This is a genomic window from Hydrogenophaga palleronii, assembly GCF_031457455.1.
In the GTDB taxonomy this organism is placed as follows: Bacteria; Pseudomonadota; Gammaproteobacteria; order Burkholderiales; family Burkholderiaceae_C; genus Hydrogenophaga; species Hydrogenophaga palleronii_A.
On the sequence record NZ_JAVDWU010000007.1, the window covers coordinates 13,684 to 40,404 of the forward strand.

26 protein-coding genes are annotated in these 26,721 nt (G+C 64.8%); 22 read left to right on the top strand and 4 right to left on the bottom strand.

The window, feature by feature from the left end; genetic code table 11:
- The first annotated feature begins 250 nt into the window (after window positions 1-250).
- The 3 genes from J2W49_RS16220 (at window position 251) to J2W49_RS16230 (ending at window position 2,222) form a co-directional block, all read left to right on the top strand.
- Entirely contained in the window at window positions 251-1,237 is a 987-nt protein-coding gene (locus tag J2W49_RS16220; protein ID WP_310318404.1) for an RluA family pseudouridine synthase, read from the top strand.
- 71 nt (window positions 1,238-1,308) lie between these two features.
- A complete protein-coding gene (locus J2W49_RS16225) occupies window positions 1,309-1,614 on the top strand; it encodes an H-NS histone family protein (RefSeq protein ID WP_310318405.1) in 306 nt (101 codons plus the stop codon).
- Between the two features lie 89 nt (window positions 1,615-1,703).
- The gene (locus J2W49_RS16230) at window positions 1,704-2,222 is read left to right on the top strand and encodes a low molecular weight protein-tyrosine-phosphatase (protein ID WP_310318409.1); all 519 of its coding nucleotides are present in this window, start codon (window positions 1,704-1,706) and stop codon (window positions 2,220-2,222) included.
- A 41-nt stretch (window positions 2,223-2,263) separates the two neighbouring features.
- On the opposite strand, the gene J2W49_RS16235 is transcribed toward J2W49_RS16230, so the two are convergent.
- Window positions 2,264-3,955, bottom strand: coding sequence for an AMP-binding protein (locus tag J2W49_RS16235; RefSeq protein ID WP_310318412.1), 1,692 nt, complete (start codon window positions 3,953-3,955; stop codon window positions 2,264-2,266).
- A gap of 206 nt (window positions 3,956-4,161) precedes the next feature.
- Here J2W49_RS16235 and J2W49_RS16240 point away from each other — a divergent pair, with 206 nt between their 5' ends.
- Entirely contained in the window at window positions 4,162-4,857 is a 696-nt protein-coding gene (locus tag J2W49_RS16240; protein ID WP_310318415.1) for an alpha/beta hydrolase, read from the top strand.
- A 30-nt stretch (window positions 4,858-4,887) separates the two neighbouring features.
- Here the strand turns inward: J2W49_RS16240 and J2W49_RS16245 are convergent, their stop codons facing one another.
- Window positions 4,888-6,297: an aminotransferase-like domain-containing protein gene (locus tag J2W49_RS16245; RefSeq protein WP_310318417.1), complete on the bottom strand. Its 1,410-nt coding sequence runs from the start codon at window positions 6,295-6,297 to the stop codon at window positions 4,888-4,890.
- 184 nt (window positions 6,298-6,481) lie between these two features.
- Between J2W49_RS16245 and dctP the strand changes: the two genes are divergently transcribed.
- The 5 genes from dctP (at window position 6,482) to J2W49_RS16270 (ending at window position 11,800) form a co-directional block, all read left to right on the top strand.
- On the top strand, window positions 6,482-7,528 hold the full coding sequence (dctP, locus tag J2W49_RS16250) for a TRAP transporter substrate-binding protein DctP (protein WP_310318420.1): 1,047 nt from the start codon (window positions 6,482-6,484) through the stop codon (window positions 7,526-7,528).
- Between the two features lie 67 nt (window positions 7,529-7,595).
- Window positions 7,596-8,129, top strand: a complete 534-nt coding sequence (locus J2W49_RS16255; RefSeq protein ID WP_310318424.1) for a TRAP transporter small permease subunit — start codon at window positions 7,596-7,598, stop codon at window positions 8,127-8,129.
- On the top strand, window positions 8,126-9,442 hold the full coding sequence (locus J2W49_RS16260) for a TRAP transporter large permease (protein WP_310318427.1): 1,317 nt from the start codon (window positions 8,126-8,128) through the stop codon (window positions 9,440-9,442). The genes J2W49_RS16255 and J2W49_RS16260 overlap by 4 nt, the downstream gene beginning before the upstream one ends.
- A 39-nt stretch (window positions 9,443-9,481) precedes the next feature.
- Window positions 9,482-10,759, top strand: a complete 1,278-nt coding sequence (locus J2W49_RS16265; RefSeq protein WP_310318430.1) for a hydroxymethylglutaryl-CoA reductase, degradative — start codon at window positions 9,482-9,484, stop codon at window positions 10,757-10,759.
- Window positions 10,760-11,047: 288 nt separating this feature from the next.
- On the top strand, window positions 11,048-11,800 hold the full coding sequence (locus J2W49_RS16270) for an SDR family NAD(P)-dependent oxidoreductase (protein ID WP_310318433.1): 753 nt from the start codon (window positions 11,048-11,050) through the stop codon (window positions 11,798-11,800).
- Window positions 11,801-12,104: 304 nt separating this feature from the next.
- Here the strand turns inward: J2W49_RS16270 and J2W49_RS16275 are convergent, their stop codons facing one another.
- Complete coding sequence (locus tag J2W49_RS16275) at window positions 12,105-13,562, bottom strand: 8-oxoguanine deaminase (RefSeq protein ID WP_310318436.1); 1,458 nt, start codon at window positions 13,560-13,562, stop codon at window positions 12,105-12,107.
- Window positions 13,563-13,610: 48 nt separating this feature from the next.
- Between J2W49_RS16275 and J2W49_RS16280 the strand changes: the two genes are divergently transcribed.
- The 13 genes from J2W49_RS16280 (at window position 13,611) to J2W49_RS16340 (ending at window position 26,159) form a co-directional block, all read left to right on the top strand.
- Window positions 13,611-14,975 (top strand): glycerate kinase type-2 family protein, encoded by a 1,365-nt coding sequence (locus J2W49_RS16280; RefSeq protein ID WP_310318439.1) that lies wholly within the window; start codon window positions 13,611-13,613, stop codon window positions 14,973-14,975.
- Window positions 14,976-15,010: 35 nt separating this feature from the next.
- Complete coding sequence (locus J2W49_RS16285; RefSeq protein ID WP_310318441.1) at window positions 15,011-15,661, top strand: TetR/AcrR family transcriptional regulator; 651 nt, start codon at window positions 15,011-15,013, stop codon at window positions 15,659-15,661.
- 76 nt (window positions 15,662-15,737) lie between these two features.
- Window positions 15,738-16,745, top strand: coding sequence for a Bug family tripartite tricarboxylate transporter substrate binding protein (locus tag J2W49_RS16290; RefSeq protein ID WP_310318444.1), 1,008 nt, complete (start codon window positions 15,738-15,740; stop codon window positions 16,743-16,745).
- 24 nt (window positions 16,746-16,769) lie between these two features.
- Window positions 16,770-17,258 carry a tripartite tricarboxylate transporter TctB family protein gene (locus tag J2W49_RS16295; protein WP_310318448.1) on the top strand — a complete coding sequence of 163 codons (489 nt, stop codon included), beginning with the start codon at window positions 16,770-16,772 and terminating at the stop codon, window positions 17,256-17,258.
- A 29-nt stretch (window positions 17,259-17,287) separates the two neighbouring features.
- Window positions 17,288-18,787 (top strand): tripartite tricarboxylate transporter permease, encoded by a 1,500-nt coding sequence (locus J2W49_RS16300; protein ID WP_310318452.1) that lies wholly within the window; start codon window positions 17,288-17,290, stop codon window positions 18,785-18,787.
- Window positions 18,784-19,614: a sugar phosphate isomerase/epimerase family protein gene (locus tag J2W49_RS16305; protein ID WP_310318455.1), complete on the top strand. Its 831-nt coding sequence runs from the start codon at window positions 18,784-18,786 to the stop codon at window positions 19,612-19,614. The genes J2W49_RS16300 and J2W49_RS16305 overlap by 4 nt, the downstream gene beginning before the upstream one ends.
- A gap of 219 nt (window positions 19,615-19,833) precedes the next feature.
- Window positions 19,834-21,189 carry an enolase-like domain-containing protein gene (locus J2W49_RS16310; RefSeq protein WP_310318457.1) on the top strand — a complete coding sequence of 452 codons (1,356 nt, stop codon included), beginning with the start codon at window positions 19,834-19,836 and terminating at the stop codon, window positions 21,187-21,189.
- 30 nt (window positions 21,190-21,219) lie between these two features.
- Entirely contained in the window at window positions 21,220-22,395 is a 1,176-nt protein-coding gene (locus J2W49_RS16315; protein WP_310318460.1) for a Gfo/Idh/MocA family protein, read from the top strand.
- A gap of 4 nt (window positions 22,396-22,399) precedes the next feature.
- On the top strand, window positions 22,400-23,587 hold the full coding sequence (locus J2W49_RS16320; RefSeq protein WP_310318463.1) for a dihydrodipicolinate synthase family protein: 1,188 nt from the start codon (window positions 22,400-22,402) through the stop codon (window positions 23,585-23,587).
- Window positions 23,587-24,465 (top strand): sugar phosphate isomerase/epimerase family protein, encoded by an 879-nt coding sequence (locus J2W49_RS16325; RefSeq protein WP_310318466.1) that lies wholly within the window; start codon window positions 23,587-23,589, stop codon window positions 24,463-24,465. The genes J2W49_RS16320 and J2W49_RS16325 overlap by 1 nt, the downstream gene beginning before the upstream one ends.
- 113 nt (window positions 24,466-24,578) lie before the next feature.
- Entirely contained in the window at window positions 24,579-25,217 is a 639-nt protein-coding gene (locus tag J2W49_RS16330) for a TetR/AcrR family transcriptional regulator (protein ID WP_310318469.1), read from the top strand.
- A 13-nt stretch (window positions 25,218-25,230) separates the two neighbouring features.
- Window positions 25,231-25,545 (top strand): YciI family protein, encoded by a 315-nt coding sequence (locus J2W49_RS16335; RefSeq protein WP_310318472.1) that lies wholly within the window; start codon window positions 25,231-25,233, stop codon window positions 25,543-25,545.
- Window positions 25,542-26,159, top strand: a complete 618-nt coding sequence (locus tag J2W49_RS16340; protein ID WP_310318475.1) for a DNA-3-methyladenine glycosylase I — start codon at window positions 25,542-25,544, stop codon at window positions 26,157-26,159. The genes J2W49_RS16335 and J2W49_RS16340 overlap by 4 nt, the downstream gene beginning before the upstream one ends.
- 48 nt (window positions 26,160-26,207) lie before the next feature.
- Here J2W49_RS16340 and J2W49_RS16345 read toward each other — a convergent pair whose 3' ends face one another.
- Window positions 26,208-26,696 carry a DUF1579 domain-containing protein gene (locus J2W49_RS16345; protein ID WP_310318478.1) on the bottom strand — a complete coding sequence of 163 codons (489 nt, stop codon included), beginning with the start codon at window positions 26,694-26,696 and terminating at the stop codon, window positions 26,208-26,210.
- Window positions 26,697-26,721 lie beyond the last annotated feature (25 nt).

The window sequence follows — 26,721 nt, forward strand, 5'->3', positions numbered from 1 at the left end:
CGGATTCGCCCTCAGCATCGGCCTGACCGGTTCCGTGCCTGGATTCGTCTGCAAATGCGTCAGGCAATGAAAATGGTCCGGGTGCTGCGGGTGGCAACTTTTTACCAGAAGGGCCCCGGGCCAATGGCGTGGGAGCGGCCGTTTGCAGCGACTGCCTTAAACTCAAGACAAATCAATCACTTACAGCACACGACTGGTGTGGAGCATTATAGACAGCTCCGGTCGTTGTGGTGGTCTTATTCTGATAGCCATGTCCCCTGTTGCACCACCTCTGGCTGTTCGATACCTCACGGTCGATGAAGAGTCGGTGGGGCAGCGGCTGGACAACTACCTGTTTCGCACCCTCAAAGGCGTGCCCAAAACCCACCTGTACCGCATCATTCGTTCCGGCGAAGTGCGGCGCAACAAAGGCCGGGTCAGCGCCGAAGATCGCCTGGCATTGGGCGACGTGTTGCGCATTCCTCCCATCCGGGTATCGGAACGGGCGCAGGAAAAAGTGGCCAATCCAGCGCCGGCGCGAGAATTTGCAGTGGTTTACGAAGATGAAGCCTTTCTGGCCGTCGACAAACCCGCAGGCGTGGCGGTTCATGGTGGCAGTGGCGTGAGTTTTGGCGTGATCGAACAAATGCGCCAGGCGCGCCCGCTGGCCCGTTTCCTGGAATTGGTGCACCGACTGGACCGGGAAACCAGCGGATTGCTGCTGATTGCGAAAAAGAAGAGTGCGCTCAAGGTATTGCAGGAGCAGTTTCGCGAACGGGAAACCGGCAAGACCTATCTGGCGTTGGTCAAGGGGAACTGGCCCGCCAGAATGAAGGTGCTGGATCAGCCCCTGCACAAATACCTCCTGCCAGACGGCGAGCGAAGGGTTCGTGTCACCACAAAGGACGACCCCGACGCCATGCACGCCGTCACCCTGGTGAAGGTGGCCGCCAAGGTGGGTGCCCCGGCAGGCTTGCCTGCGGCCATGGCAGAGGGCTTCAGTCTTCTGGAGGTGACGATCAAGACCGGGCGCACCCACCAGATCCGGGTTCACCTGGCCAGCGCAGGGCATGCGATTGTGGGGGACGACAAATACGGCGATTTTGAACTCAATCGTCAATTGTCGAAACTCGGATTGAAGCGGATGTTCCTACACGCATGGCGATTGCGCTTGACGCATCCGGTCACGGGTAATTCAATGGAGTTACATTCTGAATTACCTTCAGATCTTCAGGGTTGGATGGCCTTGCGCCAATAGCTATTAGAATGGGGCACGCCTCGCAGAGGTGTTGAAACCCATACCTTATAACCGAGCAACAAGGACGATCAATGGCAACCTATTCAGAACTGATGGCGCAAGCCCAAGCCTTGATGGCACAAGCCGAGCAGGCCCGCAAAGACGAGCTGTCTTCGGTGATTGCAGATATCAAGGCCAAAATGAAGCAATACGGCATTACGCCGGCTGATCTGGGTGGCGGCCCAGGTGGCAAAAAGGCCGCCAAGTCCAAATCCAGCGCGCCCGCCAAATTCCGTGGTCCGAATGGCGAACTCTGGGCAGGTGGTCCAGGTCGCAAGCCCGAGTGGGTGCGTACCGCGCTGGCGGCCGGCAAGAGCATCGAAGATTTCCGTATCTGACCCGTTCGCCTCCATCCGCCACCGCCGGGCGGTTGAAAGCGTCAGCAAGGCCCGCTCATGGCGGGCTTTGTGCTTCTTGGGATCGACACATGATTCGAATTCTGGTGGTGTGCATGGGCAACATCTGCCGATCGCCCATGGCCTCCAGTGCCTTGAAGGGGTTGCTGGAACAGCGCCAGCAAGGGCATCGGTTCGAGGTGGACTCGGCGGGCACTTACGCAGGCCACCAAGGGGCCCCTGCAGACCCACGTGCCATCGCCGTGGCTTCGGCCAGGGGGTACGGGGCCATCCACAAGGAACGTGCGCGCCGTGTAATGCCGGACGATTTCGAGCGGTTTGATCTGATCCTGGCGATGGACCGGGACAACCTGATGCATCTGGAGCAAGAGTGCCCGTCGCAATTCCGCCACAAGCTGCACCTGCATCTTGTGTATGCGGGGGTCACCGGTACCACCGAGGTGCCCGATCCCTATTACGGCGAATCGGACAGGTTTGAGGCCGTCATGCGATTGTGCGAAGCCGGTGCCCTGGGTCTGATGGCACGGCTAGACACCGAGCCGGGTGGCGATGGAAGCGCCGGACCGGCTGCTTCGCAAAGCCGGTCATGAAGACGCCGAAGCCTGCGCATGCACAGGCTTCGGCAGGGGCTTCAGCTGGACTGCCAGACCACTTTCTTGCCTGATGCTTCCCAGCTTTCGTAGTGCCTGGCGTACAGGTCCTCAATGCGGTTGCGCTTGACTTTGAAGGTGGGCGTGATGACGTCGTTGTCTACGGTCCAGGCGGTCGTGACCACCACGATGCATTGCAGTTGCTCGTGAGGGTCGAGCGTCGCGTTGATGGATTTCAGATGCGCGGTCAGTGAATTTTCGAGTTCTGCGCGCGCGCTGGGCTCAGCGACCTGTGCCACAGCATCTGCGTTGAGCATCACGATGCCCAGGGGCTGCCCCAGGTTGGCGCCGGTGACCACGCAGGCCTCCACCGCTTCGTGCATCACCAGCTTGTCTTCGATGGGCGCTGGCGCGACGTATTTTCCCTTGCCCGTCTTGAACAGATCCTTCACCCGCCCGGTGATGCGGAGCAGGCCCTGCTTGTCGATCGTGCCCTTGTCGCCGGTTCTGAGCCAGCCGTCCGCCGTGAACGACTCCTGGCTCTTTTCGGGCTCCTTGTAGTAGCCCAGCATCATGGCGGAATTCTTCATCTGCACTTCGCCGGTCTCGGGGTCGATGCGGTGTTGCACCCCCTCATAAACGGGACCCACCGTGCCTTGCTGGTTCTTGCCCGGTTCGGTGATGTGGGAAAGCGCGAGGTTCTCGGTCATGCCGTAGCCCTCGTTGATGTGCAGGCCCAGCTTGCTGTACCACTCCAGCAAGGCGAGCGGCATGGGGGCTGCCCCGCCAGCGGCGAACTTGCATTGGTCCAGCCCCAGGGCTTTCATGACCTTCTTGCGAACGATGCCACCGATGAGGGGGATGCCGAGCAGGCGGTTCAGCTTGGCCGGTGGCATCTTGTGGTGGATGCCCTGTTGGAACTTGACCCACAGGCGTGGCACCGAGAAGAAGATGGTGGGGCGAGCGCGCTGCAGGTCGGCGGCGAAGGTGTCGAGCGATTCTGCAAAGAACACATGCATGCCGGTGCGCAACCAGCCGTGTTCGACCAGCATGCGCTCGACCACGTGGGCCAGTGGCAGATACGACAGCATCCGGTCTTCGCCATTCATGGGAATGCGCTTGAGGCCAGCGTCGAGCGCCCAGGCGAAGTTGGCGAAGGTGTGCATCACGCCTTTGGGCATGCCGGTGGTGCCCGAGGTGTAGATGAGGGTGGCGAGCTCATCGCCGTCGCGCACGGGCTCGCCCTTCAGTGGCTGGGTGCGCTTGCAGATGGCGTCCCAGCCTTCGTAGCTTTTGATGGCGTCAGCGGGAGACAGCGGGTAGCTGATGCAGGGAAGGTCGCCGGGCACCCCAGGCTTCATGCCTTCCCAGCCGTCGAGCTTGCCGACGAAGAGGGCCTTGGACTCGCTGTGGGACAGGATCTGCCGGATGGTCTCTGGCGCCAGCGTGGGATAAAGCGGCACCGACACGTAGCCCGCCATCCAGATCGCCAGGTCGCTCATCATCCACCAGGCGCAGTTCTTGGACAGGATGGCCACCTTGGAGCCAGGTTCCCACCCGTGCGACTGCAGATGGGCGGCCATGCGCCGGACCTGGTCGGCCACTTGCGCCCAGGTGAAATCCTGTACGGCACCGCTGCCCATGGGCTGGGTGAGGGCCACCCGGGTCGGCGCGGTCTTCTCCCAGTGGTAGAGGCGTTGCAGGGCCAGCAGGTCGGGCGCAATTTTGCTCATGAGGTCGGTCTCCGTTGTTGTGTTCAGCCAGCGAATCTACCAAGCCGCCAGCATTGTGTTTAGAGGGTTTCACCTGTTCGTGGGGAACAAGGTCAGGCCGTGAAGCAGACCGACAGGCTGCTGATCGGATCGCTGCACCGTGTCGATCACTGTTCGCCGACCTGCACCGGTCACGCATCGGTCCTTGCTGCCGCTATGCTGGCAACATGAACACCTCTTCCATCGAAATCATCGAACTCGTCACCGGTGGTGACAACAGCGCCACGCCGGTGGCCAGCATTGTGGTGCTGCACGGCCTGGGCGCCGATGGGCACGACTTCGTGCCCATTGCGCAGGAGCTGGACCTTGACGCCGTCGGCCCGGTGCGCTTCGTGTTCCCCAGTGCGCCGGTGCAGCCGGTGACCATCAACGGCGGCTACGAGATGCGCGCCTGGTACGACATCCACCCGCCCGGCCCGGATGGGTCGCGTGCCGAAGACGAAGCCGGGTTGCGCGCCTCGCAGGCCCTGGTGCAGCGCCTGCTGGACCGTGAAGCCGAACGCGGCGTGCCGCCCGGGCGCACCGTGCTCATGGGTTTTTCACAGGGCTGCGCCATGACGCTGCTGGCAGGCCTACGCGCGCCCCAGCGCCTGGCCGGGCTGGTGGCCCTGTCAGGCTATCTGCCACTGCCCCACACGCTGGAGGCTGAACGCAGCGACGCCAACCGCAATGTGCCGATCTTTCTGGCGCACGGGACGCACGACCCGGTGGTGGAGGTGGCGCGCGGCATGCACGCCCGCGATGCGCTTCGGGCGCTGGGCTACAGCGTGAAGTGGCACGCCTACCCCATGGAGCATTCCGTGAGTGCGGAAGAGGTGGTCGAGCTCAATGCCTGGTTGCTTGAGGTGCTGGGCAAAGACTGAGCGTTAGAACGTATTCAGGTTCTTGGACGCTCAGGTGTCCTGCAACAAACGAAGGAAGCGTTCGTCGCTGGCGTAGGCGATGTTCACCCGCATGGAAGGCTGTGCCGACTGGCGGTCGGGGTAGAACACCGAACCCGGCGCGATGAAGATGCCTTTGGCTGCCGCTCGGCGCACGAGGTCGATTTCCGACACGCCCTCGGGCAGACCGGCCCAGGCGTAGTAACCGCCGCTGTAGGGCGCATAGATGCGCAAGCCCGCCTCGGTCATGCGCTGGAAGGCGGTGGCCTGCACCCCGGCCAGCCGGGCCTTGAGCCGCAGCAGGTGCTTGCGGTACTGGCCGCCGGTGATGAGCTGGCAGACCACGCGTTCCACGAAGTCGGAAGTGGACACCAGCGTGACCATCTTCAGGTCGCACAGCGCGTTGATGATGGTGGGCGGGCCTGCGATGAAACCCACCCGCAGACCCGCCGACAGCGTCTTGGAAAAGCTGCTCACGTAGATCACGCGTTCCAGCTGGTCGAGCGCGCTCAGCCGCGGTGCGGTGGCCGGCATGAGGTCGGCGAAGGGGTCGTCTTCGACGATCTGCAGGTCGTTCTGCGTGGCCAGTTGCAGCAGCCGGTGCGCCTTGGCCAGCGAGAGCGACCCGCCCGTGGGGTTGTGGGCCAGTGATTGGGTGAAGAACAGCTTGGGCCGGTGCTGCGCGGCCAGGGCGTGCAGGGCGTCCAGGTCCGGCCCGTCGGCCAGGCGGGGCACGCCCACCATGGTGACCTTGGCCAGCTTGAGTTTGCCGAACAGCGGGTAGTAGCCGGGTGAGTCGACCAGCACCACGTCGCCCGGTTCCAGCAGCTGCCGCACGATGAGGTCCAGCGCGTGGTTGGCGCCCTGGGTGAGCAGCACCTGCTGCACGTCGGCCTGGATGGCGCGCTCGTGCAGCAGCCGGGCGATGGTCTGGCGCAGCGGCAGGTAGCCCCAGGGCGTGCCGTAGCCGTGTTCGAGCTGGCTCCAGGTGTCGGCGCGCACACCGCGCAGGTGCCGGCCCAGTTCGGAACCTTCCATCCACGAAGCGGGTGGGCGGCCATCGCCCACGCGCACGGCGTAGTGCTGTTCCAGTTGTTCGCGCAGCAGCGAGACCACGTCCACCGCTTCACTCAGGTGGGCCGCAGGCGCTTGTGCGCGGTGGCCGGGCGCCTTGCGCGCGAAGTAGCCGGAACCCGGCCGGGCTTCGGCATAGCCGCGCGCGATCAGGCGGTTGTAGGCCTCCACCACCGTGTTGCGCGACAAGGCCTCCTTGTCCGCGCAGTCGCGCACGGAACGCAACAGGGTGCCAGGGGGCAGCAGGCCTTTGTCGATGGCGGTGGCGATGCGTTTGGCCAGGGCTTCGACCTTGGTGTCGGGCGAGGCGCCGTCGTTTGGAGAAGGCGGAGCAGGCAGAGGTGTCACGCAGCTGTGTCCAGTTTTTGATGGGTACAGTTTGTCAATCCGTCACCAAACTGTACCCTTGATGGATGGGTCTGGTCGATAGACTGCAACGGTCGTTGTGAGGAGGTATGCACCACTCCACCACCCGACAACCACCGCCCGTCACGTGCGGGATGCACAAACCAGAACCGATTGGAGACAAGACATGACCCAGACAACCGTCGCCCGGCGATCCCTCATCAAGACCGCCCTGGCCAGTACCGCTGCTGCCGCACTGGTGGCGCCCAGGCTGGCCAGCGCGCAGGCCACCGTGACCTGGCGCATGCAGGCGCTGTGGGACGGCGGCACCACGCCGCAGAAGTTCGAAGAGCAGTTCGTGGCCCGCGTGGCCGAGCTCACCGGCGGGCGCTTCAAGATCAACCTGTTCGCCGCCGGCCAGATCGTGCCGGCCGCGCAGGCGTTTGACGCAGTGCGCGGTGGCGCCTTCGAGATGATGAAGACCTTCGACGGCTACGAAGCCGGCAAGATCCCCGCGTTCGCTTTCACCAGCACCATTCCTTTCGGCTTTGCCGAGAGCGACGAATACGAGGCCTGGTTCTACGAAAAAGGCGGCCTGGAAATGGCGCGCCAAGCCTATGCCCCGGCCGGCCTGCATTACATCGCGCCCAGCGTGTACGGCCAGGAGCCGCTGCACTCCAAGGTGCCGATCCGCAAGATCGCCGACCTCGCCGGCAAGAAGGGGCGCTTCGTGGGCCTGGCGTCCTCCGTGATGGGCGCCTTCGGCGTGGCCGTGACGCCGCTGCCCACGGGCGAGGTGTATTCCGCGCTCGACAAAGGCGTGATCGACATGGCCGACCGCGGCGACCTGACCGCCAACTTTGAAGCCGGGCTGGCCGAAGTCGCCAAGTACGTGGTACTTCCCGGCTTTCACCAGCCGACCACCGCCACCGCTTACGTGGCCAACCGCGGTGCGTTCGAGAAGCTGCCGGCCGAATTCAAGGCGGCGCTGTCCATGGCCGCACGTGAAGTGTCCGGCGCACTGCGCCAGCGCATCCTGGTGAGCGACGCCGCGGTGCTGGCCAAGTACCAGGCCAAGGGCTGCGAAATCATCCGCTTCAGCGCGGCCGATGTGGCCGCCGCACGGCCCAAGGCCATTGAAGCCTGGCGCGCCGCGACCAAGGGCGATGCGCTGGCCGGCAAGATCCTGGACAGCCAGATCGCCTTCATGAAGGAACTGGGCCTGCTGGCCTGATCGCACTCGCCCCGTTCTGCCGCCTGGCTGGGCGGGGCGCTTCCGTTCGTCCTCGAAGGAATCCGGTATGCCTGCCTGGTTGTCGGCGGCCACTTCGGCCGTCACGCGCCTGAACCGCGCGATCTTTCACCTCACGGTATGGCTCATGGCCATCGTGGTGCCCGTGATGCTGTACGAAGTGGTGTGGCGCTATGTGTTCAACAGCCCCACCGTGTGGGCCATGGAGCTGGCCGTGCTGCTGTTCGGTCCTTACTTTCTGCTGGGCGGGCCCTACCTGCTGCACCTGCGCGGCCACGTGTCGCTGGACCTGGTGCGCCAGCGGCTCGACGCCACCTGGCAGCGCCGCATGGACCTGGTGAACTTTCCCGTGATCATGCTGTTCTGCGCCATCCTGCTGTACTTCAGCGCCCCTGCGGCCTGGAGCGCGTGGGAATACCGCGAGACCAGCTTCTCCGCCTGGAACCCGCCCATCTGGCCGGCCAAGGCTGCTGTGCCGCTGGCCATGGTCCTGATGCTGCTGCAGGCGCTGGTGGAGTACTGCCGGGTGATCTGGCGCACCGATGGTGAAGGCGATGCCGGCGTGGCGGAGGTCGCCCATTGAGCCCGAACACCATCCTGCTGCTGATGTTCGGCAGCCTCACGCTGTTCATGCTCACCGGCCTGCCCATCGCCTTTGTGCTGGGTGGTCTTTCGCTGCTGTTCATCGTTACGCTGTGGGAGCCCAGCGCGGTGATCGTGCTGGTGCTGCAGATCTTCGACACCATGAAGTCGGAGTCGCTGCTGGCGATACCCCTCTTCATCCTCATGGCCTGCATCCTGCAACGATCCGGCGTGATCGAGGCCCTGTACAAGGCCATGGAGATGTGGTTCGGCCGGCTGCGCGGTGGCCTGGCCATCGGCACCGTGACCATCTGTGTGGTGATGGCCGCCATGACCGGTGTGGTGGGTGCTGCCGTCACGGCCATGGGCATTCTGGCGCTGCCGGAAATGCTGCGCCGCGGCTACAAGCCGCAGATCGCACTGGGCACCATCTGCGCATCGGGCACGCTGGGCATCCTGATTCCGCCGTCGGTGCTGACCATCGTCTACGCGGTCACGGCACAGATATCGATTGGCCAGATGCTGATCGCCGGCATCGTCCCGGGCCTGTTGCTGGCCAGTCTGTACATCGCCTACCTGCTGGTGGTGGCGTGGCTCAAGCCGGAATGGATGCCGCTGGACACCAGCATGACCCAGGTGCCGCTGGCCACCAAGCTGCGCGCGCTCAAGTCGCTGGTGATTCCAGCCATGCTGATCGTGATGATCCTGGGCTCGATCTTCTTTGGCATCGCCACGCCGACCGAGTCGGCGGCAGTGGGTGTGGCTGGCGCGTTGCTGCCTTCGATTTTTGGGCGACGCCTGAAAGTGTCCATGCTGCGCGAAGCCGGCATCGACGCGCTCAAGGCCACTTCGATGATCCTGTGGATCACCATTGGCGCCAAGGCCTATGTGGCCATCTTCACCGGCCTGGGCGGCGCAGACACCTTGCTCGAATTCATCAAGGGCATGGAGGTGAACCGCTGGTGGATTCTGGCGGCCATGATGCTGCTGCTGGTGTTCCTGGGCACGGTGCTTGACGAGCTCGGCATCATCCTGCTCACCGTACCGGTGTTTCTGCCCATCGTGCGCCTGCTGGGCTTTGACGAACTCTGGTTTGGCGTGCTGTTCGCCATCACCATCCAGATGGGCTACATCAGCCCGCCGTTTGGCTACACGCTGTTCTACATCAAGGGCACGCTGCCCAAACACATCGGCATGGGCGCGGTGTACCAGGGCGTGATTCCCTTCTTCATCCTGCAGTTCGTGGGCCTGCTGATCTGCGCGGCCTTCCCCGAACTCGTCACCTACCTGCCGAAGCTGATGGCCTCGCGCTGAGCCTTTTCATCTCTTCATTCCCTGCCCAAGGTCCGAACCATGAACGCCTCCACACCCTCCAGCCGCATCGGCGGTTTCCACAAGCTTGGCGTGGCCCAGCGCATCCAAGCCGTGGCGCAATTTGCCGGCCTGAAAGAAAGCGACCAGGCGCTGCTGGCCGACACCGGCAACCTGCCGGCCGACATGGCCGATCACCTCATCGAGAACTTCGTGGGCACCATGAACATTCCCGTGGGCGTGGCCACCAACATGAAGATCGACGGCTGCGACCGGCTCATTCCCATGGCCACCGAAGAATCCTCGGTGGTGGCGGCGGTGTGCAACGCGGCTCGGCAGAGTTACGAAGCCGGTGGCTTCGTCACGTCCATGTCGGGCACGCTGATGATCGCGCAGATCCAGCTCACCGAGGTGCGCGACCCGCAACATGCGCGCCTGTGCATTCTGGAGCGCAAGGCCGATGTGCAGGCCATTTGCGACGCCTGCGACCCGGTGCTGCTCAAGCTGGGTGGTGGCTTTCGCGAGCTGGAAGTGCGCGTGCTGGACACGCGCGGTGGCCCCATGGTGATCACCCACATCGTGGTGGACACGCGCGACGCCATGGGCGCCAATGCGGTCAACACCATGGCCGAAAAGCTGGCGCCGCAGATCGCGGCCTGGACCGGCGGGCGCACCAACCTGCGCATTCTTTCCAATCTGGCCGACCGCCGCCTGGCCCGTGCGCGCTGCACCTGGCCGCTGGCGGCGATCGGGGGCGAGGCGGTGCGCGATGGCATGGTGTCGGCCTATCACTTTGCCGATGCCGATCCCTACCGCGCGGCCACGCACAACAAGGGCATCATGAACGGCGTGAGCGCCGTGGTGCTGGCCACCGGCAACGACACACGCGCAGTGGAGGCCGGTGCACACGCCTATGCCGCACGCAACGGCCGCTACGCCAGCCTCACCACCTGGGAAGTCATGGCCAGTGGCGACCTGGCGGGCAGCATCGAGCTGCCCATGGCCGTGGGCCTGGTGGGTGGCGCCACCAAACTGCACCCCATGGCCAAGGTGGCGTTGAAGGTGCTGGGCGTGGCGTCGGCCGAAGAGCTCGCGCGCATCATCGCCGCTGTGGGTCTGGCACAGAACTTCTCAGCCATGAAGGCCTTGGCCACCACCGGCATCCAGAAAGGCCACATGGCCTTGCACGCCCAGAACGTGGCACTGATGGCCGGCGCGCTGGGCGACGAAGTGGACCGCGTGGCGCAGGCGCTGGTCGCCAGTGGCACGGTGCGCATCGACGTGGCCGAGGCCGAACTGGCCCGTCTGCGAGCTGGATAGAGAACATCCCCCTGCGCCGCAGATCAAGGTCACCCCCCTGCGCCGCTGACGCGGCTTCCCCCCTCTCTGGCGCGCCTTCGGCGCTTGGAGGGGGGCCGCGCCCTGTGGCCCGGCGGAGCCGGTTCCACGGGTGCCCTGGATGGAGGCACTTCGCTCCGGAGGGGGAACGTGCGTCTGCCGTTTTATTGACCCAATCGGTATCGTCGGGTGGCAGTGCGCTCCAGAATGTAATGAGGGTGTGGCGTTCTTCATGCCCTGTTCCGTTTTCTGGATCAAGGAGGTTTCCCCATGCGTTTACAAGACAAAGTCATTCTCATCACGGGCGGCGCCAGCGGCATCGGCCTCGCTTCGGTGGAGCGCTGCCTCGCCGAAGGTGCCAGGGTGGCGATGGCCGATCTGGCGGGCTCTGCCGGTGCCGAAAAAGCAGCCGAACTCGATAAACAGTACGCCGGGCGTTGCATCTTCACCGCAGTGGACGTGACGTCCACCGAACAGGTCAACCAGATGGTGACCGACGTGGTGGCCAAGTTCGGCCGTCTGGATGGCGTGTTCAACAACGCCGGTATTGGCGGCATCAACCCCGCAGACAGCTACCCGGACGAAGATTTCCTGCGGATCATCGACGTCAACCTCAATGGCGTGTTCCGCGTGGCGCGTGCGGCGCTCAAGCCCATGTATGCGCAGGGCAGTGGCAGCATCGTCAACTGTGCGTCCATCCTTGGTGTGTTCGGGCAAAGCGGCACGGCGGCCTACACGGCTGCCAAAGGCGGCGTGGTCAACCTCACCCGCACGCTCGCGCTCGAAGGCGCAGCCAAGGGCGTGCGCGTCAACGCCATTGGCCCGGGCTACATCGACACGCCCTTGCTGTCCTTGCTCGACGATGCCACCAAGCAGTTCCTGATCGGCCTGCATCCCTTGGGTCGCCTGGGCCGGCCGGAAGAGGTGGCCAATGCGGCGCTGTTCCTGATGAGCGATGAAGCCAGCTTCATCACGGGGGCGAACCTGATGGTGGATGGGGGGTTTACCGCTGGGAAATCATGAGTTCGGAACACCCCCCTGCGCCGCTGACGCGGCTTCCCCCCTCCGTAGCGCGCCTTCGGCGCTTCGAGGGGGGACGCACCCTGTGGCCCGGCGAAGCCGGTTCCACGGGTGCCCTGGATGGAGGCACTTCGCGCCGGGGCTTCGGTACTCCCCCCTGCACCGCTGACGCGGCTTCCCCCCTCTGTAGCGCGCCTTCGGTGCTTCGAGGGGGGACGCACCCTGTGGTCCGGCGAAGCCGGTTCCACGGGTGCCTTGGATGGAGGCACTTCGCTCCGGTGGCGTCGGTGGAGCTGCAGTCTTCTCTTTAGGCTGAGCGCCTTGCGGCCTCTGCGAGTTGAAGCGCGAGTCGGTTGTGATGCTCGATCAGCGGACCCAGTTCTACCGTGGTGAGCTGGCCTTCTTTCACCACCACCCGCCCATTCACCACGGTATACGCCGCCTGCGGGCTGGCGCACAGCAGCAGGCTGGCGACTGGGTCGTGTACGGCGCCGCCGGAGAAGCTCAGAGTGCGCAGGTCGAACAGGGCGAGGTCGGCGCACATGCCCACGGCGATGTGTCCGATGTCGGTGCGGCCCAGTACCTGTGCACCACCGCGCGTGGCCAGGTACAGGGCGTCGCGGGCGGTCATTTCGGTGGGGCCCAGGTCGCAGCCGAAGAAGGTTTTGCCTTCGCGCACTTCGGGCGGCTGCAGCGCGCGCCCCACGCGGGCCAGCAGCAGGGCCTGACGGGCTTCGTTCACCATGTGCGCGCCATCGTTGCTGGCGCTGCCATCCACGCCCAGGCCCATCGGCACACCGGCGTTCAGCATGCGGCGCACGGGCGCGATGCCGCTGGCCAGGCGCATGTTGCTGCAGGGGCAGTGCGCCACGCCGGTGCGGCTGGCAGCGAAAAGGGAAATGCCTTCGTCGTCCAGCTTCACACAGTGCGCGTGCCACACGTCGTCGCCCAGCCAGTCGAGTTCCTGTGCGTACTGCGCGGGGGTCTTGTTGAACTTCTCTCGGCTGTAGGCGATGTCGTGGTCGTTCTCAGCCAGGTGGGTGTGCAGGCGCACACCCTGGCCCTTGAAGCTGCGCGCCAGGGCCGCGCTTTCTTTCATCAGCGCCGGGCTCACGGAAAACGGTGAGCAGGGCGCCAGCGCCACCTGCAGCATGGCACCGTGCCGACTGTCGTGCCAGGTTTCAATCAGCCGCTGGCTGTCTTTCAGAATCGCGTCCTCGCGCTCCACCACCGCGTCTGGCGGCAGGCCGCCTTGTGACTGGCCCACGCTCATGCCGCCGCGCGTGGCCATGAAGCGCATGCCGATCTGCTGTGCCGCTTCAATGCTGTCTTCCAGTCGCACGCCGTTGGGGTAGATGTAGAGGTGGTCGCTGCTGGTGGTGCAGCCGCTCATCAGCAGCTCGGCCATGGCCACCTGGGTGGACACCTGCACCGCTTCCGGCGTGAGCCCTGCCCAGATGGGGTACAGCCCTCGTAACCAGCCAAACAGTTCCGCGTCCTGCACACCGGGAATGGCGCGGGTGAGGCTCTGGTACATGTGGTGGTGCGTGTTCACCAGGCCGGGCACCACCAGATGGTCGCGTGCGTCGATCACCTCGCTGGCTTCATCGCGCAGGGCAGGGGGCAGGTCTGCTGCGGGACCGATCCATTCGATCAGGTGGTCGCGCACGAACAGCGACGCGTCTTTCAGCTCCCGCCCTTGTGCCGGATCGGCGTGGTCGAAGGTGGCGATGCACGCGGCGTTGTGGATCAGCAGGCTGCTCATGGCGATGGATGTTTTATGGGATGGCCCGATGTGGCGACAATCGGCGGCATGTCCACATTCTCAACGCACTCAGACATTCCGATCTCAGACATCCACCACGGCGATCCCCGTGTGCTGCTGCGCCAGCTGTTCGATGTGGCGGTGCAACGCGCACTGCCATCGCACAACACCGCCGCGCACCTGCCGGCGCCGCCCAAAGGGCGCACCGTGGTGATCGGCGCGGGCAAGGCGGGGGGCGCCATGGCGCAGGCGGTGGAAGCCTTGTGGCCGGCGGATGCGCCACTCTCTGGTCTGGTGGTCACGCGCTATCACCACACGCCACCGCGCCCCAAGGCCCTCGCACATCGCATTGAAGTGGTGGAAGCCTCGCACCCGGTGCCCGACGCCGCTGGTCTGGCGGCCGCCCAGCGCATCCTGCAGCTCACGCAGGGCCTCACGGAAGACGACCTGGTGCTGTGCCTTGTCTCAGGCGGGGGTTCGTCCTTGCTCACGCTGCCATGCGAAGGCATCACGCTGGAAGACAAGCAACGCATCAACCGGCAACTGCTGGAAAGCGGCGCGAACATCCTTGAGATGAACACGGTGCGAAAGCACCTCTCAGCCATCAAGGGTGGGCGACTGGGGGCGGCTTGTGCACCGGCGCGCGTGGTCACGCTCACCATCAGCGACGTGCCTGGCGACGACGCGAGCGTGATCGCCAGCGGCCCCACCGTGCCCGACGCCTCCACCTGTGCCGACGCGCTCGCCATCCTGAAGCGCTATGGCATCGACGTGCCCGATGCGGTACGCGCGCAACTGGAAAGCGGCGCACTGGAAACCCCAAAGCCCGACGATGCCCGATTCGACGGTCATGTGGTGGAGCTCATCGCCACGCCACAACAAAGCCTGGAGGCCGCCGCCGATGCGGCGCGCGCCCTGGGGCTCAATGCGTATGTGCTGAGCGACGAAATCGAGGGCGAATCGCGCGAAGTGGGCAAGGTACACGCGGCGCTGGCGCGCTCGGCGGCGCAGGGCCGCAGCACGTTTCAGCCGCCGTGCGTGATTCTCAGCGGCGGAGAAACCACTGTGACGGTACGGCCCCGCGCCGAAGGCCAGCCCAAGGGGCGGGGCGGGCGCGCGGGCGAATTCTGCATGGGCCTGGCGCAGGCCCTGCAAGCGCAGGCGGGGGTGTGGGCGCTGGCGGCCGACACCGATGGCATTGATGGTGTGGAAGACAACGCCGGTGCCATCGTGACGCCCGATACGCTGGCCCGTGCGCAGGCCATGGGCCTGAACGTGGCCGACCACCTGGATCGCAACGACGCGTATGGCTACTTTGAGACCATTGGCGATCTGGTGCTGACGGGGCCGACGCACACGAACGTGAACGATTTTCGGGTGGTGCTTGTGTTGCCCCCTGAGGGGCATGCCTGATTGACTTAGTTAACCAATTGGTGAAATATGCCGGCATGAGCAAAACCGAAGCCCCTGTCACCGAAGAGCGTTTGCGCGATGCCGACCGCTCGCAGAATGCGATCCTGATGGCCGCGCGCGACGAGTTCGCCGAACATGGTCTGGGAGGCGCGCGGGTGGATCGAATTGCCGAGCGTGCCGGCCTGAACAAGCGGCTGATCTACTACTACTTTGCCGACAAGGAAACCCTGTTCCAGGCAGTACTCGAGCAAGCCTACCGGCACATCCGGGAGAAGGAGCGCGAGCTCAACCTGCTGGGGCTTCAACCGGCCATGGCACTGCGCCGGCTGGTGGAGTTCACCTGGACGTATTACCTGGAAAATCCGGAGTTTCTCACTCTACTGAACAGCGCCAACCTGCACCGGGCGCGCCATCTGCAGCAATCGGAACGGGCGCGTCAGCTGAACTCGCCGCTGATCGCCACGCTGGGCGAGGTGCTGGAGCGAGGCCGGGTGGACGGCAGTTTTCGGGGTGGGGTGGATCCGCTGCAGCTGTATGTGTCGATTGCCGGCCTGTCGTACTTCTACCTGTCGAACAACTACACGCTCTCGGCCATCTTCGGTCGAGACCTCATGACGCCCAAGGCGCACGCCGAGCGGCTGTCTCACATGTGCGATGTGATCCTAGGGTATGTACTGAGAAGCTGAGCCGCCTGCCGCCTTGACGGTGCAACTGGGGGTCCCTACTATTCACTACTCGGTGAATTAATACAGGAGACATCGCATGCACAGCCCGTTTCGCCTTCGTAACGTTCTGACCACCACCCTGCTGTGTGTGGCCGCTGCCAGCGCCATGGCGCAGTGGAAGCCGGATCGCCCCATCACCCTGATCGTGCCCTGGGCGCCAGGCGGTTCCACCGATCAGGTGTCGCGCGTCACGGCCGCGGAGCTGGAGAAGCACCTGGGTCAGAAAATCGTGATCATGAACCAGCCCGGTGCGTCCGGCTCGGTGGGCACCAAGAACGCCATGGCAGCACCGGCCGACGGCTACACCTGGACCGCTGGCGGCGCCAAGGACCTAGGCACCTACAAGGTGCTGGGCATGCTGGACACATCGGCCGGTGACTGGAACCTGTACCTCAACGTGGCGCACATCGCCGTGGTGGGCGTGAATGCGGACACGCCGTACAAGACCATGAACGACCTGATCGCCGCCATGAAGGCCAAGCCGGGTGCCATTTCCGTTGCCACGGCGGGCGTGAACTCCAGCGGCCATTCGGCCATCGAGTCGATCGCACGCGTGGCCGGCGTGACCTACAAGCACGTGACCTACGACGGCGGTGCGCCAGCCGCCGTGGCCGCCGGTTCCGGCGAAACCGAAGTCACCACCCAGCTGGCCGCCGAGCAGACCGACATGATCCGCGCCAAGCGCATCCGCCCGTTGGCGGTGGTGGGCGACAAGTCGATCGAGATCGAAGGCTACGGCACCATCCCGCCACTCTCCGACTTCATTCCAGGCTTCAAGGATCCGATCAATTACTTCGGCATTTTCGTGCCCAAGGGAGCCCCGCCTGAAGTCAAGCAGACGCTGGACAAGATCTGGGCCACCGAAATGGTCAAGAGCGAAGCCCTGAAGAAGTACGCACAGTCGCGTGGCGCCATGTTTGCCCCCATGGCGGGTGAAGAAGCGCAGAAGGCGGTGTTCCCGGCTATCCAGTCCTACGCCTGGACGCAGCAGGCCGCCGGCAAGGCCAAGGTCTCGCCCGACACCGTGGGCATCCCACGGCCCTGACCCCACCAGCAGCGGAAACACAGCATGAGCGAGGGCGGAAAATCTGCCCGCTCCGACCTCTGGGGCGGAGCGGGGTGGACAGCTTTTGGTCTGTTGATCCTGGCGGAGTCGTTTCGCATGGATCGCTTTACCTCCATGGGCGCGCAGCTCTACACCATGCCCGGCTTCGTGCCCGGCATGCTGGGTGGTGTGGTCGTGCTGCTGGGGCTGGTGCTCATGTTGCGGGGCTGGCGGCGTTCGGCGGCCGGTGCGCAAGAAGCGCCGGGCGAGCCACTTCTGAACCGTCGCATCGGCATCATGCTGGCGCTGTCGCTGCCCTACGCGGCGCTGCTCATCGGGCGCGTGCCTTTCTGGCTGGCCACCGCCTTGTTCGTGACCGCCTTCGTGGTGATCTTTGCGCCACCTGAAGCCTCGCCCACCCGGCGCTGGCTGGTGGCACTGGCCGTGGGCCTGCTCGGCTCCGCCATCGTCACGGTGATGTTCCAGGAAGTTTTCCTGGTGCGCCTGCCTTGAAAACATCGTCGTGAATTTCCAGCCTCCCCATGTTTGACGGACTCCTTCTCTTCGGGCAATCCATCGTGCGCTTCGGCACGCCCGAGACCATCGCCTACGCCTTGCTCGCTTCGCTGGTGGGCGTGATCATGGGCGCGCTGCCCGGCCTCACCGCAACCATGGCGCTGGCGCTCATGACCACGCTCACCCTGCAGCTCGCCCCCAACGAGGCGTTGCTGATCCTGATCTGCACCTACGTGGGCTCCATCTACGGCGGCTCGCGCTCAGCCATTCTGCTCAACATTCCTGGCACACCGGCGTCTGCCGCCGCCTGCATCGACGGCCATGCATTGGCCCGCCAGGGCATGGCGGGCCGCGCCATGGGCATTGCCACCACCGGGTCGGTGCTCGGCACGCTGATCGGCATGTTCTTTCTGGCCGCGTTCACGCCGGTGCTGGGCGGGTTGGCGTTGCGTTTTGGCGCCTACGAATTTTTCTGGCTGGCGCTGTTCGGCGTCATCATCGCCGGCACCCTCACCGGTGACGATCCCCTCAAGGGCTGGATCGCGGGCATTGCGGGCCTGTTCATCGCCACCATTGGCCAGGAGCCGCAGTACGGCTACGAGCGCTTCGCCTGGGGCGTGCGCGACCTGGCCGGCGGCATCCAGCTGGTTCCGGCACTGGTGGGTGCCTTCGGCTTTGCCGAGCTGCTCACCGCCATGCGGGAGCGGCGGCTGCCGGTGAAGATCAGCGCGCTCGACCGCGTCATTCCGCGGCTGCGCGACCTTACTCAGTACTGGCGCACCATCATCCGTTCAGGGCTCATCGGCACCGGCGTGGGCATCGTGCCAGGCGTGGGTGAAGACGTGGCGGCCTGGTCGTCCTACGCCGCAGCCAAGCGCGCCAGCAAGGAAAAAGAAAAGTTCGGCAAGGGTTCGGTAGAAGGGCTCATGGCCGCAGAAACCGGTGACAACGCCTGCGTGCCCGGTGCCATGATCCCGGTGCTCACACTGGCCATTCCAGGTTCTGCGCCGGCAGCCGTGCTCATGGCTGCCATGATCATCCATGGCGTCAAGCCAGGGCCCTTGATCATGGTGGAGAACCCGCAGTTCGTGTACGACGTGGTGGCCATGATGCTGTTCGCCACCATCGGCATCCTGATCTACGGCCTGCTGCTGACCAAGGCGCTGGTGCAGGTGTTGCGCGTGCCGCAGCACCTGATCGTGCCCATCATCTTCGTGCTGTGCGCGGTGGGCAGCTTCGCCATCGCCGGCCGTCTGTTCGACGTGTATGTGATGCTGGCCTTCGGCCTCATCGGGTTCTTTCTGCGCCACTTCGGCTATCCCATGGCACCGCTGGTGCTGGGCATCGTGCTGGGTGACCTGCTGGAAAAGAACCTGCGTCGTGCGCTCATCCTGTCTGACGGCGATCTGACGCCGTTCTTCACCCGCCCCATCGCCGGCACCGTGGCAGCGCTGATTTTTGCCACTATCGCCTGGCGACTCTGGAGCCTGCACGGGCGACCGAAAAAGCGCGAGGCCCCCGCATGAAGCTGGCCCTGTGCAATGAAGTGCTGCTGCCGTTGCCACTGCCCGCGCAGTGCGCCATGGCCGCGCGCATGGGCTACGGCGCGCTGGAGATAGCGCCTTTCACGCTGACCGCAGACCCGTTCACACTCGATGCCGCCAGTGCGCGCGGGGTGCGCATGGCCACGGCGGGCCATGGCCTGCAGGTGTCCAGCCTGCACTGGCTGCTCGTCAAGCCGGAGGGCCTTTCGCTGGTGACCGACGATGCGGCTGTGCGCCGCCGAACGCTCGAACTCTTGCGTCGCCTGATCGATTTCGCGGCCGCCTGCGGTGCCAGGGTGCTGGTGCACGGTTCTCCCAAGCAACGATCACCCGCACTGGGCCAGTCCGTGGCAGACGCCACGCAGCGCCTCACCGATGCACTGGCCGAACTGGCGCAACATGCCCAGGCCGCTGGCGTTGTCTACTGCCTGGAACCGCTGGGCCGGTTTGAAACCCCGGTGATCAATACCGTGGCCGAAGCTGCGGCGCTGGTTGACCGTGTGGGCTCACCCGCATTGCGCACCATGCTCGACGTGAGTGCTGCCACGCACAACGAAACCGAGCCCGTGCACGAGGTGTTGCGCCGCTTTCTCGCCAGCGGCCACATCGCCCACGTGCAGCTCAACGACCGCAACCGACGTGGCCCCGGCCAGGGCGACACCGACCAGCGCCCCGTGCTGCAGGTGTTGAAAGACAGCGGCTACACCGGCTGGGTGGCGGTGGAGCCCTTTGAATACGAGCCCGACGGGCGCGGCTGTGCCGAAGCCTGCGCACGCCATGTGCTCGACCTGTGGAACTCCCTGGGATGAAACACCCCCGCGCCGTTTCGCGTGCCTTGCAGGCCGCAGCATCGCCAGAGTCGATGCTTCTTCGGGCTGTCCAAGCCTGCGCAGGCAGGCTTGGAGCCGCAGCCCTCAGCCCCCTCAAGGGGGCGGCACTGGCCGTCCGACAAAGCCGGCCCGGCGGTGCCCCTGGACTGGACCGTTTCATGCGTCGCGGGTCGCATGCTGCGCGTGGGAGCAACTGAAATGAAGGCCATCACCTTGCGTATCCGCGAAGTTGAGCTGTTCCAGCGCCACGTCACTTTGCGCCTGCCGTTTCGTTTCGGTGCGGCCACCGTCACGCATTGCCCCCAGGCTTTCGTGCGCGTGCGTACGGAAGTGAACGGCCTTTCATTCGACGGCGCCAGTGCCGAACTCATGGTGCCCAAGTGGTTCGACAAGTCACCCGCGCTCACGCACGAACAGAACTTTGAACAGTTGCGCGAATCGCTGCGCAACGCGCGCGAAGCCTTGCTGGCGTGCAGTGAATCCCTCACCCCGTTTGCGCTCTCGCAATCGGTCGGTGAAGCGGCGGTGGCGGTTTCGGTGGCGCGTGGCTTGCCGCGTCTTGCCGCCCAGTTTGGTGCTGCGGTGCTGGACAAGGCCGTGGCAGACGCGGCCTTGCGCGCCGCCAATCAGAGCTGGGTGCAAGGTCTGCGTGCCGGCGTGCTGGGCGATCCCTGGAGCGGCCAGCTACCTCTGGTGCAACCCAACGAAGTGACCCTTCGGCACACGGTGGGCCTGGCCGATCGTCTTACCGACAGCGACCCCGGTGCCGACCCTGCCGACGGCCTGCCCGCCACGCTGGAAGCGGCTATTCGCCACTACGGCCTGCACCACTTCAAGCTCAAGCTCTGCGGTCAGATCGAACCCGATGTGGAACGCCTCACCCGCATTGCCACTGTGCTGCAGCGCCTGGGCGGCGACTACCGCGTCACGCTCGACGGCAACGAAACCTTCACCGACGCTGCCAGCCTGGGCCGCTTCTGGCAGGCGTTGCTGGCAACGCCTGCGTTGCACGACTTGTTGTCACGCACCCTGCTGCTTGAGCAACCGCTGGAGCGCGCGGTGGCACTGAACGAATCCATTGCCGACCTGGGCATTGGCGTGCCCGTCATCCTGGACGAATCCGACGACCACGCCGGTGCGCTCGACGCCGGGCTGGCGCTGGGCTACCGGGGCATTTCCAGCAAGGCCTGCAAGGGCATCTACCGCTCACTGCACAGTGCGCACCGCATCGCGCAAGACCCAGCGCTGCTGCTCTCTGGCGAAGACCTCACCTGTCAGGCCGGCCTGGCCGTGCAGCAGGACACGCTGCTGGCTGCCAGCCTGGGCGTGCGCCACATCGAACGCAACGGCCACCACTACGTGGACGGCTTTGGCACCGCGCCCGCTGCAGAAGCCCAGGCCTTTGCCGACGCACACCCCGGCCTCTACGAAACCACTGGTGGCCGGCCGCACCTCGCAGTGCGCAACGGCCAGCTTGACATCTCATCCCTGCACACCGCCGGCTTTGCCAGCGCCGCCACGCCCGACTGGCGCAGCCTGCAGGCCATCCCCTGACCTTCAATCACGCCTTCACGGAGAACCCCCATGGCAACTCAGACCCTCGGAATCATCATGCACGGCGTGACCGGTCGCATGGGCATGAACCAGCACCTGATCCGCTCCATCTGCGCGATTCGCGCGCAGGGCGGTGTGACATTGAGCAATGGCGACAAGGTCATGCCCGACCCCATCCTCATCGGCCGCAACGCCGAGAAAATGGAGGCCCTGGCCAAGGCGCACAACATCGCCCGCTGGGGCACCGACCTGGACGCCGCGCTCGCCAACAAGAACGACACCGTGTTCTTCGACGCCGGCACCACGCAGATGCGGCCCACCTTGCTGGCCAAGGCCATTCGTGCCGGCAAGCACGTGTACTGTGAAAAACCCATTGCCACCAACCTCAATGAAGCGGTGGAAATCGCGCGCCTGGCCGAAGAGGCCGGCAAGGCCATGGGCCTGAAGCACGGCGCAGTGCAGGACAAGCTCTTTCTGCCTGGCCTGCGCAAGCTCGACATGCTGCGCCGCGCCGGCTTCTTCGGCCGCATGCTCAGCGTGCGCCTGGAGTTCGGCTACTGGGTGTTTGAAGGTGACCTGCAGCCCATCCAGCGCCCCAGCTGGAACTACCGCAAGGAAGACGGCGGCGGCATGATTCTGGACATGATGTGCCACTGGCGCTATGTGCTGGACAACCTGTTCGGCGAGGTGAAGTCGGTGAGCTGCCTGGGCACCACCCACATTCCCAAGCGCTGGGACGAGGCTGGCCAGCCTTACAAAGCCACGGCCGACGACGCCGCCTACGCCACCTGCGAACTCATCGGCCACAACGGTGAGCCGGTGATCGCCCAACTCAACATGAGCTGGGCCACCCGCGTGCGCCGCGACGATCTGGTGACCTTCCATGTGGACGGCACGCATGGCTCGGCCGTGGCCGGCCTTTCCAGTTGCCGCGCCCAGGCCCACGTGGCCACGCCGCGCCCGGTGTGGAACCCGGACGAAAAACAGACCATGAATTTCTTCGACCAGTGGCAGGAGATTCCAGACTCGCAGGTCTACGACAACGGCTTCAAGATCCAGTGGGAACACTTCATCCGCCACGTGGTGGAAGACGCGCCGTACCGTTGGACCCTGCCCGAAGGCGCCAAGGGTGTGCAACTGGTGGAGGCTGCGCTGGAGAGCTGGAAGGAACGGCGCTGGGTGGATGTGAAGCCTTTGAAGGTCTGAGCCCATGACCCTATCTCTCAAGCTACCGAACACCTCCGGCAAGGTCGAGACCTACACCTTGCGCGGCACCACGCCGGTGAAGCCCCCAGCAGGCGTGAAGTTCAATCGCATCGCCTACTCCGCCGCCCACGTGGTGGCCGACCCGCTGGCCGCCATCGATCCCTGGCTGCAATGCGCGGTTGACTGGGACGCCACCATTGCGTACCGCCAGCGGCTGTGGTCGCTGGGCTTGGGCGTGGCCGAGGCCATGGACACCGCGCAGCGCGGCATGGGGCTGGACTGGCCCACCTCTCTGGAACTCATTCGCCGTTCGCTGGACGCCGCACGCGACTTTGGCCCCGGTGCGCTGGTGGCGTCCGGCTGCGGCACGGATCATCTGGTGCTGGAGAATGTGAAGACGGTTGATGAAGTGGTCGCCGGCTACGAAGATCAGATGGCCGCCATCGAAAAACTCGGCGGCAAGCTCATCATCATGGCCAGCCGCGCACTCGCCCGCGTGGCCAACAGCCCGGCCGACTACGAACGCGTGTACGACCGCATCCTGAGCCAGGCGAAGCAGCCCGTGGTGCTGCACTGGCTGGGCGACATGTTCGACCCCGCGCTTGCAGGCTACTGGGGCAGCAACGATGTAGACCAGGCCATGGACACGGCGCTCGCAGTGATCGCCGCACACCCGAGCAGGGTCGACGGCATCAAGATTTCCCTGCTCGACAAAGACAAGGAAATCGCCATGCGCCGCCGCTTGTCGCCCGGTGTGCGCATGTACACGGGCGACGACTTCAGCTACGCCGAACTCATAGCCGGTGACGGCTTCGGCAGCGAAATCACCCACGGTCAGAGCGACGCGCTGCTCGGCATTTTCGACGCCATCGCACCCGCTGCGAGCGCCGCACTGGGCGAGCTGGCGCAGGGCAACCTGCAAAAGTTCCACGACATCCTCGGCCCCACCGTGCCGCTGTCGCGCCACATCTTTGCCGCACCCACGCGCTTCTACAAAACCGGCGTGGTCTTCATGGCCTGGCTCAACGGCCACCAGCGCCACTTCACCATGGTGGGTGGCCAGCACAGCACACGCTCATTGCCCCACCTGGCCGAGCTGTTTCGCCTGGCCGACGCGGCCAACCTGCTGGAGCAGCCCGAGCTGGCGGTGCGACGCATGAACACGCTGCTGGCCTTGCACGGTGTTGAGTGATGCGCGATTTTTCCCAAAACCACCGCTGGCTCTCCATCAACACCGCCACGGTCCGCAAGAGCCACGGCCAGGATCTGCCGCTGCCGCAGATCCTCGACGCCTGCGCCCGCCACGGTATCCCGGCCGTCTCCCCCTGGCGCGACCAGGTGGCGGCCGCAGGGCTTGGCGCCATCTCGAAGCAGGTGAAGGCACTGGGCCTGAAACTCTCCGGCTACTGCCGGGGCGGCATGTTTCCGGCGATGGATGCAGCAGGCCTGCAGGCCGCGTTTGAGGACAACCGCCGCGCGGTCGATGAAGCCTGTGAACTGGGCGCTCCCTGCCTGGTGCTGGTTGTCGGGGCGCTGCCCGGTGCACTGGCGGGCAAGGCCGCGCACAAGGACATCGCCCATGCCCGCCAGCAGGTGGAAGACGGCATTGGTGCGCTGCTGGAATACGCCAAAGGCAGCGGCATGCCCCTGGCCATCGAACCCCTGCACCCCATGTACGCGGCCGATCGCGCCTGCGTGAACACCATGGAACACGCGCTCGACCTTTGCGATGCGCTGGACCCACAGCGCACTGGCGCCCTGGGCGTGGCGGTGGACGTGTACCACGTGTGGTGGGACCCGAAACTGCAGGCTCAGATCGAACGTGCCGGCCGCGAGCGCTTGCTGGCCTTCCACGTGTGCGACTGGCTCACCCCCACCACCGACCTGCTCAACGACCGCGGCATGATGGGCGACGGTGTGATCGACATCCCGCGCATCCGCGGCTGGGTCGAAGCACATGGCTTTGCGGGTTTCAGCGAGGTGGAAATTTTTTCCACCGGTCACTGGTGGAAGCGCGACCACGACGAGGTGTTGAAGACCTGTATCGAGCGGCATCGCAGCGCGGTTTGAGCATTCCTGAACGCCGTGCGATTGGGTGACGGGGAGGAGGATGGTTGACGCACTAGGACGTATGTCCTAAACTGAATAGGACAACCGACCTAATCAGTGCGCCGACCCACTCCATGCCTTCTTCCATCACGTCTCACCACGAAAGCAGCACCCGGCAGCGAATCGTCGAAGCCGCCGATGCGCTGTTCTACCAGCGCGGCTTTGAAAAGACCTCGTTCGCCGACATTGCGGGACAGGTCAAGCTCTCTCGTGGCAACTTCTACCACCACTTCAAGACCAAAGACGAGATCCTGTCGGCGGTGATCGAGCTGCGTGCGGCCCACACGCAAGCCATGCTGGAACACTGGACCGCCAGCGAAGAGACGCCGATGGCGCGGCTGGGCTGTTTTGCAGAAATGCTGATCCGCAACCGCAAGGACATCCAGCGCTACGGCTGCCCGGTGGGCACGCTGTGCGCCGAACTGGCCAAGCTGGAGCATCCCGCGCATGGCGAAGCCGGCATGATCTTCGGACAGTTCCGCCATTGGCTGCGCGAGCAGTTCATGGCTCTGGGGCGTCGCGCAGATGCAGACGTGCTGGCCATGCATTTGCTGTCGCGCAGCCAGGGCATTGCATCCCTGGCCAACGCCTTTCACGACGAAACCTTCATCCGTCGCGAAGTGGCACAGATCCACGATTGGTTGTTGACCCTGCACCCAGAAGAGCCCGCTGCTCGCAGGCGCGCCAAAACATCAAACCCGCCTAAACCATAGAAGAAGAGACCACATGCACATCATCTTTCTGAAATTCGGACCCAACCGCGCCCAGGCCGGGCAGTGGATGGCGGAGCACAAGCGGTGGATGCAACAGGGCATTGACGACGGCAGTTTTCTGATGACCGGGTCGCTCGACAACGCGCAAGGCGGCGCCGTGCTGGCCGCGAACATGGACCGCGAAACCATCCAGCAGCGCGTTGACCAGGACCCGTTCGTGATCCACCAGGTGGTCACCGCTGAAATCCACACCGTGGCGCCTTCGCTGCTGGCGCAGGGCATGGTTCCCTTGCTCCAGGCCAACTCGTCACCAACGGCAGCCTCATGAGCAAGGCCACCACCATCCCGGGCACCGACGGCCAGCCCCGTTGCCGCTGGTGCGCCGCCGCGCCCGAGTTCGAGGCCTATCACGACCGCGAATGGGGGTTCCCGGTGGCCGACGACATCCGCCTGTTCGAGAAGATCTGCCTGGAGAGCTTCCAGTCGGGCTTGAGCTGGCGCACCATTCTGGCCAAACGCGAAGCGTTTCGCCGCGCCTTCAGCGGATTCGACTTCCATCGTGTCGCCAAATACGGTGAAAAGCAGGTGGAAAGCCTGCTGCAGGATGCCGGCATCGTGCGCCACCGGGGCAAGATCGAGTCCGTCATCCACAACGCCCGATGCGCCGTGCAGTTGCAGGCCGAATGCGATTCCCTGGCATCCTACTTCTGGCGGTTTGAAGCCAAACCCCACCGCGCGGCCGAGCCACAGACCGTCTCCGTTTCACCAGAATCCATCGCGCTGTCCAAGGACCTGAAAAAGCGTGGCTGGAAGTTCGTGGGGCCCACCACGGTCTTTGCTTTCATGCAGGCCATGGGTCTGGTGAATGACCATGCGAACGGTTGCGTGATCGGCGACAAGGCGGCGCAGGCCCGGAAGACGTTCAAGGTGCCTGGCACATAGCAGGTACCTTAAAGACGGATGTCTTGGTCTGCTGGTTCGCTGCTGTGCTCATGCACACCCGCCCGTTTCGCGTGTGAATTGCATGATCCAGTTGACCTCCCAGGTCGCGCCGCCGTCGATCGAAAAGGCCTGCTCCCAGCGCGGCGTGGCCGATTGGGTGTCGGTCCACCGAAACCGCACGCGAATCGGCAGGCCATCGAGGGTGTCGTCGGCGTAGAAGGTGCCGGTGCCGTGCTCGAAGCCACCCGCCACGGGCACATCGAGCGCGTGTGGCCGGCGGTCGTCCAGCCACCAGATCGCCCACCGCCGTGATGACGCATCGAACACCCGCAGTGAGATGGCGCGGTAGCCCCCATCCGGCAGGTCCAGCCAGTTGTCGTCCAGGTTGCCCTTGCCATCCAGGATGGGTTGCATCGCGCAGGTGCCTTCAAATGCCTGCCACTCCTGGCAGTCCACCAACCGCTCCCGCAAGCGCTTGTGATGCACCCGCCAGCGCCCCTGTAGAAAGTCGAAGTCGTTTTCGGTGGATGTGTCCATGGTTCCTGTCCTTACAAAAGCTGCC

Coding starts and splice junctions, on each gene's coding strand:
- J2W49_RS16220 (WP_310318404.1), top strand. CDS start 251: ATGTCCCCTGTTGCACCACCTCTGGCTGTTCGATACCTCACGGTCGAT.
- J2W49_RS16225 (WP_310318405.1), top strand. CDS start 1,309: ATGGCAACCTATTCAGAACTGATGGCGCAAGCCCAAGCCTTGATGGCA.
- J2W49_RS16230 (WP_310318409.1), top strand. CDS start 1,704: ATGATTCGAATTCTGGTGGTGTGCATGGGCAACATCTGCCGATCGCCC.
- J2W49_RS16235 (WP_310318412.1), bottom strand. CDS start 3,955: ATGAGCAAAATTGCGCCCGACCTGCTGGCCCTGCAACGCCTCTACCAC.
- J2W49_RS16240 (WP_310318415.1), top strand. CDS start 4,162: ATGAACACCTCTTCCATCGAAATCATCGAACTCGTCACCGGTGGTGAC.
- dctP (WP_310318420.1), top strand. CDS start 6,482: ATGACCCAGACAACCGTCGCCCGGCGATCCCTCATCAAGACCGCCCTG.
- J2W49_RS16255 (WP_310318424.1), top strand. CDS start 7,596: ATGCCTGCCTGGTTGTCGGCGGCCACTTCGGCCGTCACGCGCCTGAAC.
- J2W49_RS16265 (WP_310318430.1), top strand. CDS start 9,482: ATGAACGCCTCCACACCCTCCAGCCGCATCGGCGGTTTCCACAAGCTT.
- J2W49_RS16270 (WP_310318433.1), top strand. CDS start 11,048: ATGCGTTTACAAGACAAAGTCATTCTCATCACGGGCGGCGCCAGCGGC.
- J2W49_RS16275 (WP_310318436.1), bottom strand. CDS start 13,562: ATGAGCAGCCTGCTGATCCACAACGCCGCGTGCATCGCCACCTTCGAC.
- J2W49_RS16280 (WP_310318439.1), top strand. CDS start 13,611: ATGTCCACATTCTCAACGCACTCAGACATTCCGATCTCAGACATCCAC.
- J2W49_RS16285 (WP_310318441.1), top strand. CDS start 15,011: ATGAGCAAAACCGAAGCCCCTGTCACCGAAGAGCGTTTGCGCGATGCC.
- J2W49_RS16290 (WP_310318444.1), top strand. CDS start 15,738: ATGCACAGCCCGTTTCGCCTTCGTAACGTTCTGACCACCACCCTGCTG.
- J2W49_RS16295 (WP_310318448.1), top strand. CDS start 16,770: ATGAGCGAGGGCGGAAAATCTGCCCGCTCCGACCTCTGGGGCGGAGCG.
- J2W49_RS16300 (WP_310318452.1), top strand. CDS start 17,288: ATGTTTGACGGACTCCTTCTCTTCGGGCAATCCATCGTGCGCTTCGGC.
- J2W49_RS16305 (WP_310318455.1), top strand. CDS start 18,784: ATGAAGCTGGCCCTGTGCAATGAAGTGCTGCTGCCGTTGCCACTGCCC.
- J2W49_RS16310 (WP_310318457.1), top strand. CDS start 19,834: ATGAAGGCCATCACCTTGCGTATCCGCGAAGTTGAGCTGTTCCAGCGC.
- J2W49_RS16315 (WP_310318460.1), top strand. CDS start 21,220: ATGGCAACTCAGACCCTCGGAATCATCATGCACGGCGTGACCGGTCGC.
- J2W49_RS16320 (WP_310318463.1), top strand. CDS start 22,400: ATGACCCTATCTCTCAAGCTACCGAACACCTCCGGCAAGGTCGAGACC.
- J2W49_RS16325 (WP_310318466.1), top strand. CDS start 23,587: ATGCGCGATTTTTCCCAAAACCACCGCTGGCTCTCCATCAACACCGCC.
- J2W49_RS16330 (WP_310318469.1), top strand. CDS start 24,579: ATGCCTTCTTCCATCACGTCTCACCACGAAAGCAGCACCCGGCAGCGA.
- J2W49_RS16335 (WP_310318472.1), top strand. CDS start 25,231: ATGCACATCATCTTTCTGAAATTCGGACCCAACCGCGCCCAGGCCGGG.
- J2W49_RS16340 (WP_310318475.1), top strand. CDS start 25,542: ATGAGCAAGGCCACCACCATCCCGGGCACCGACGGCCAGCCCCGTTGC.
- J2W49_RS16345 (WP_310318478.1), bottom strand. CDS start 26,696: ATGGACACATCCACCGAAAACGACTTCGACTTTCTACAGGGGCGCTGG.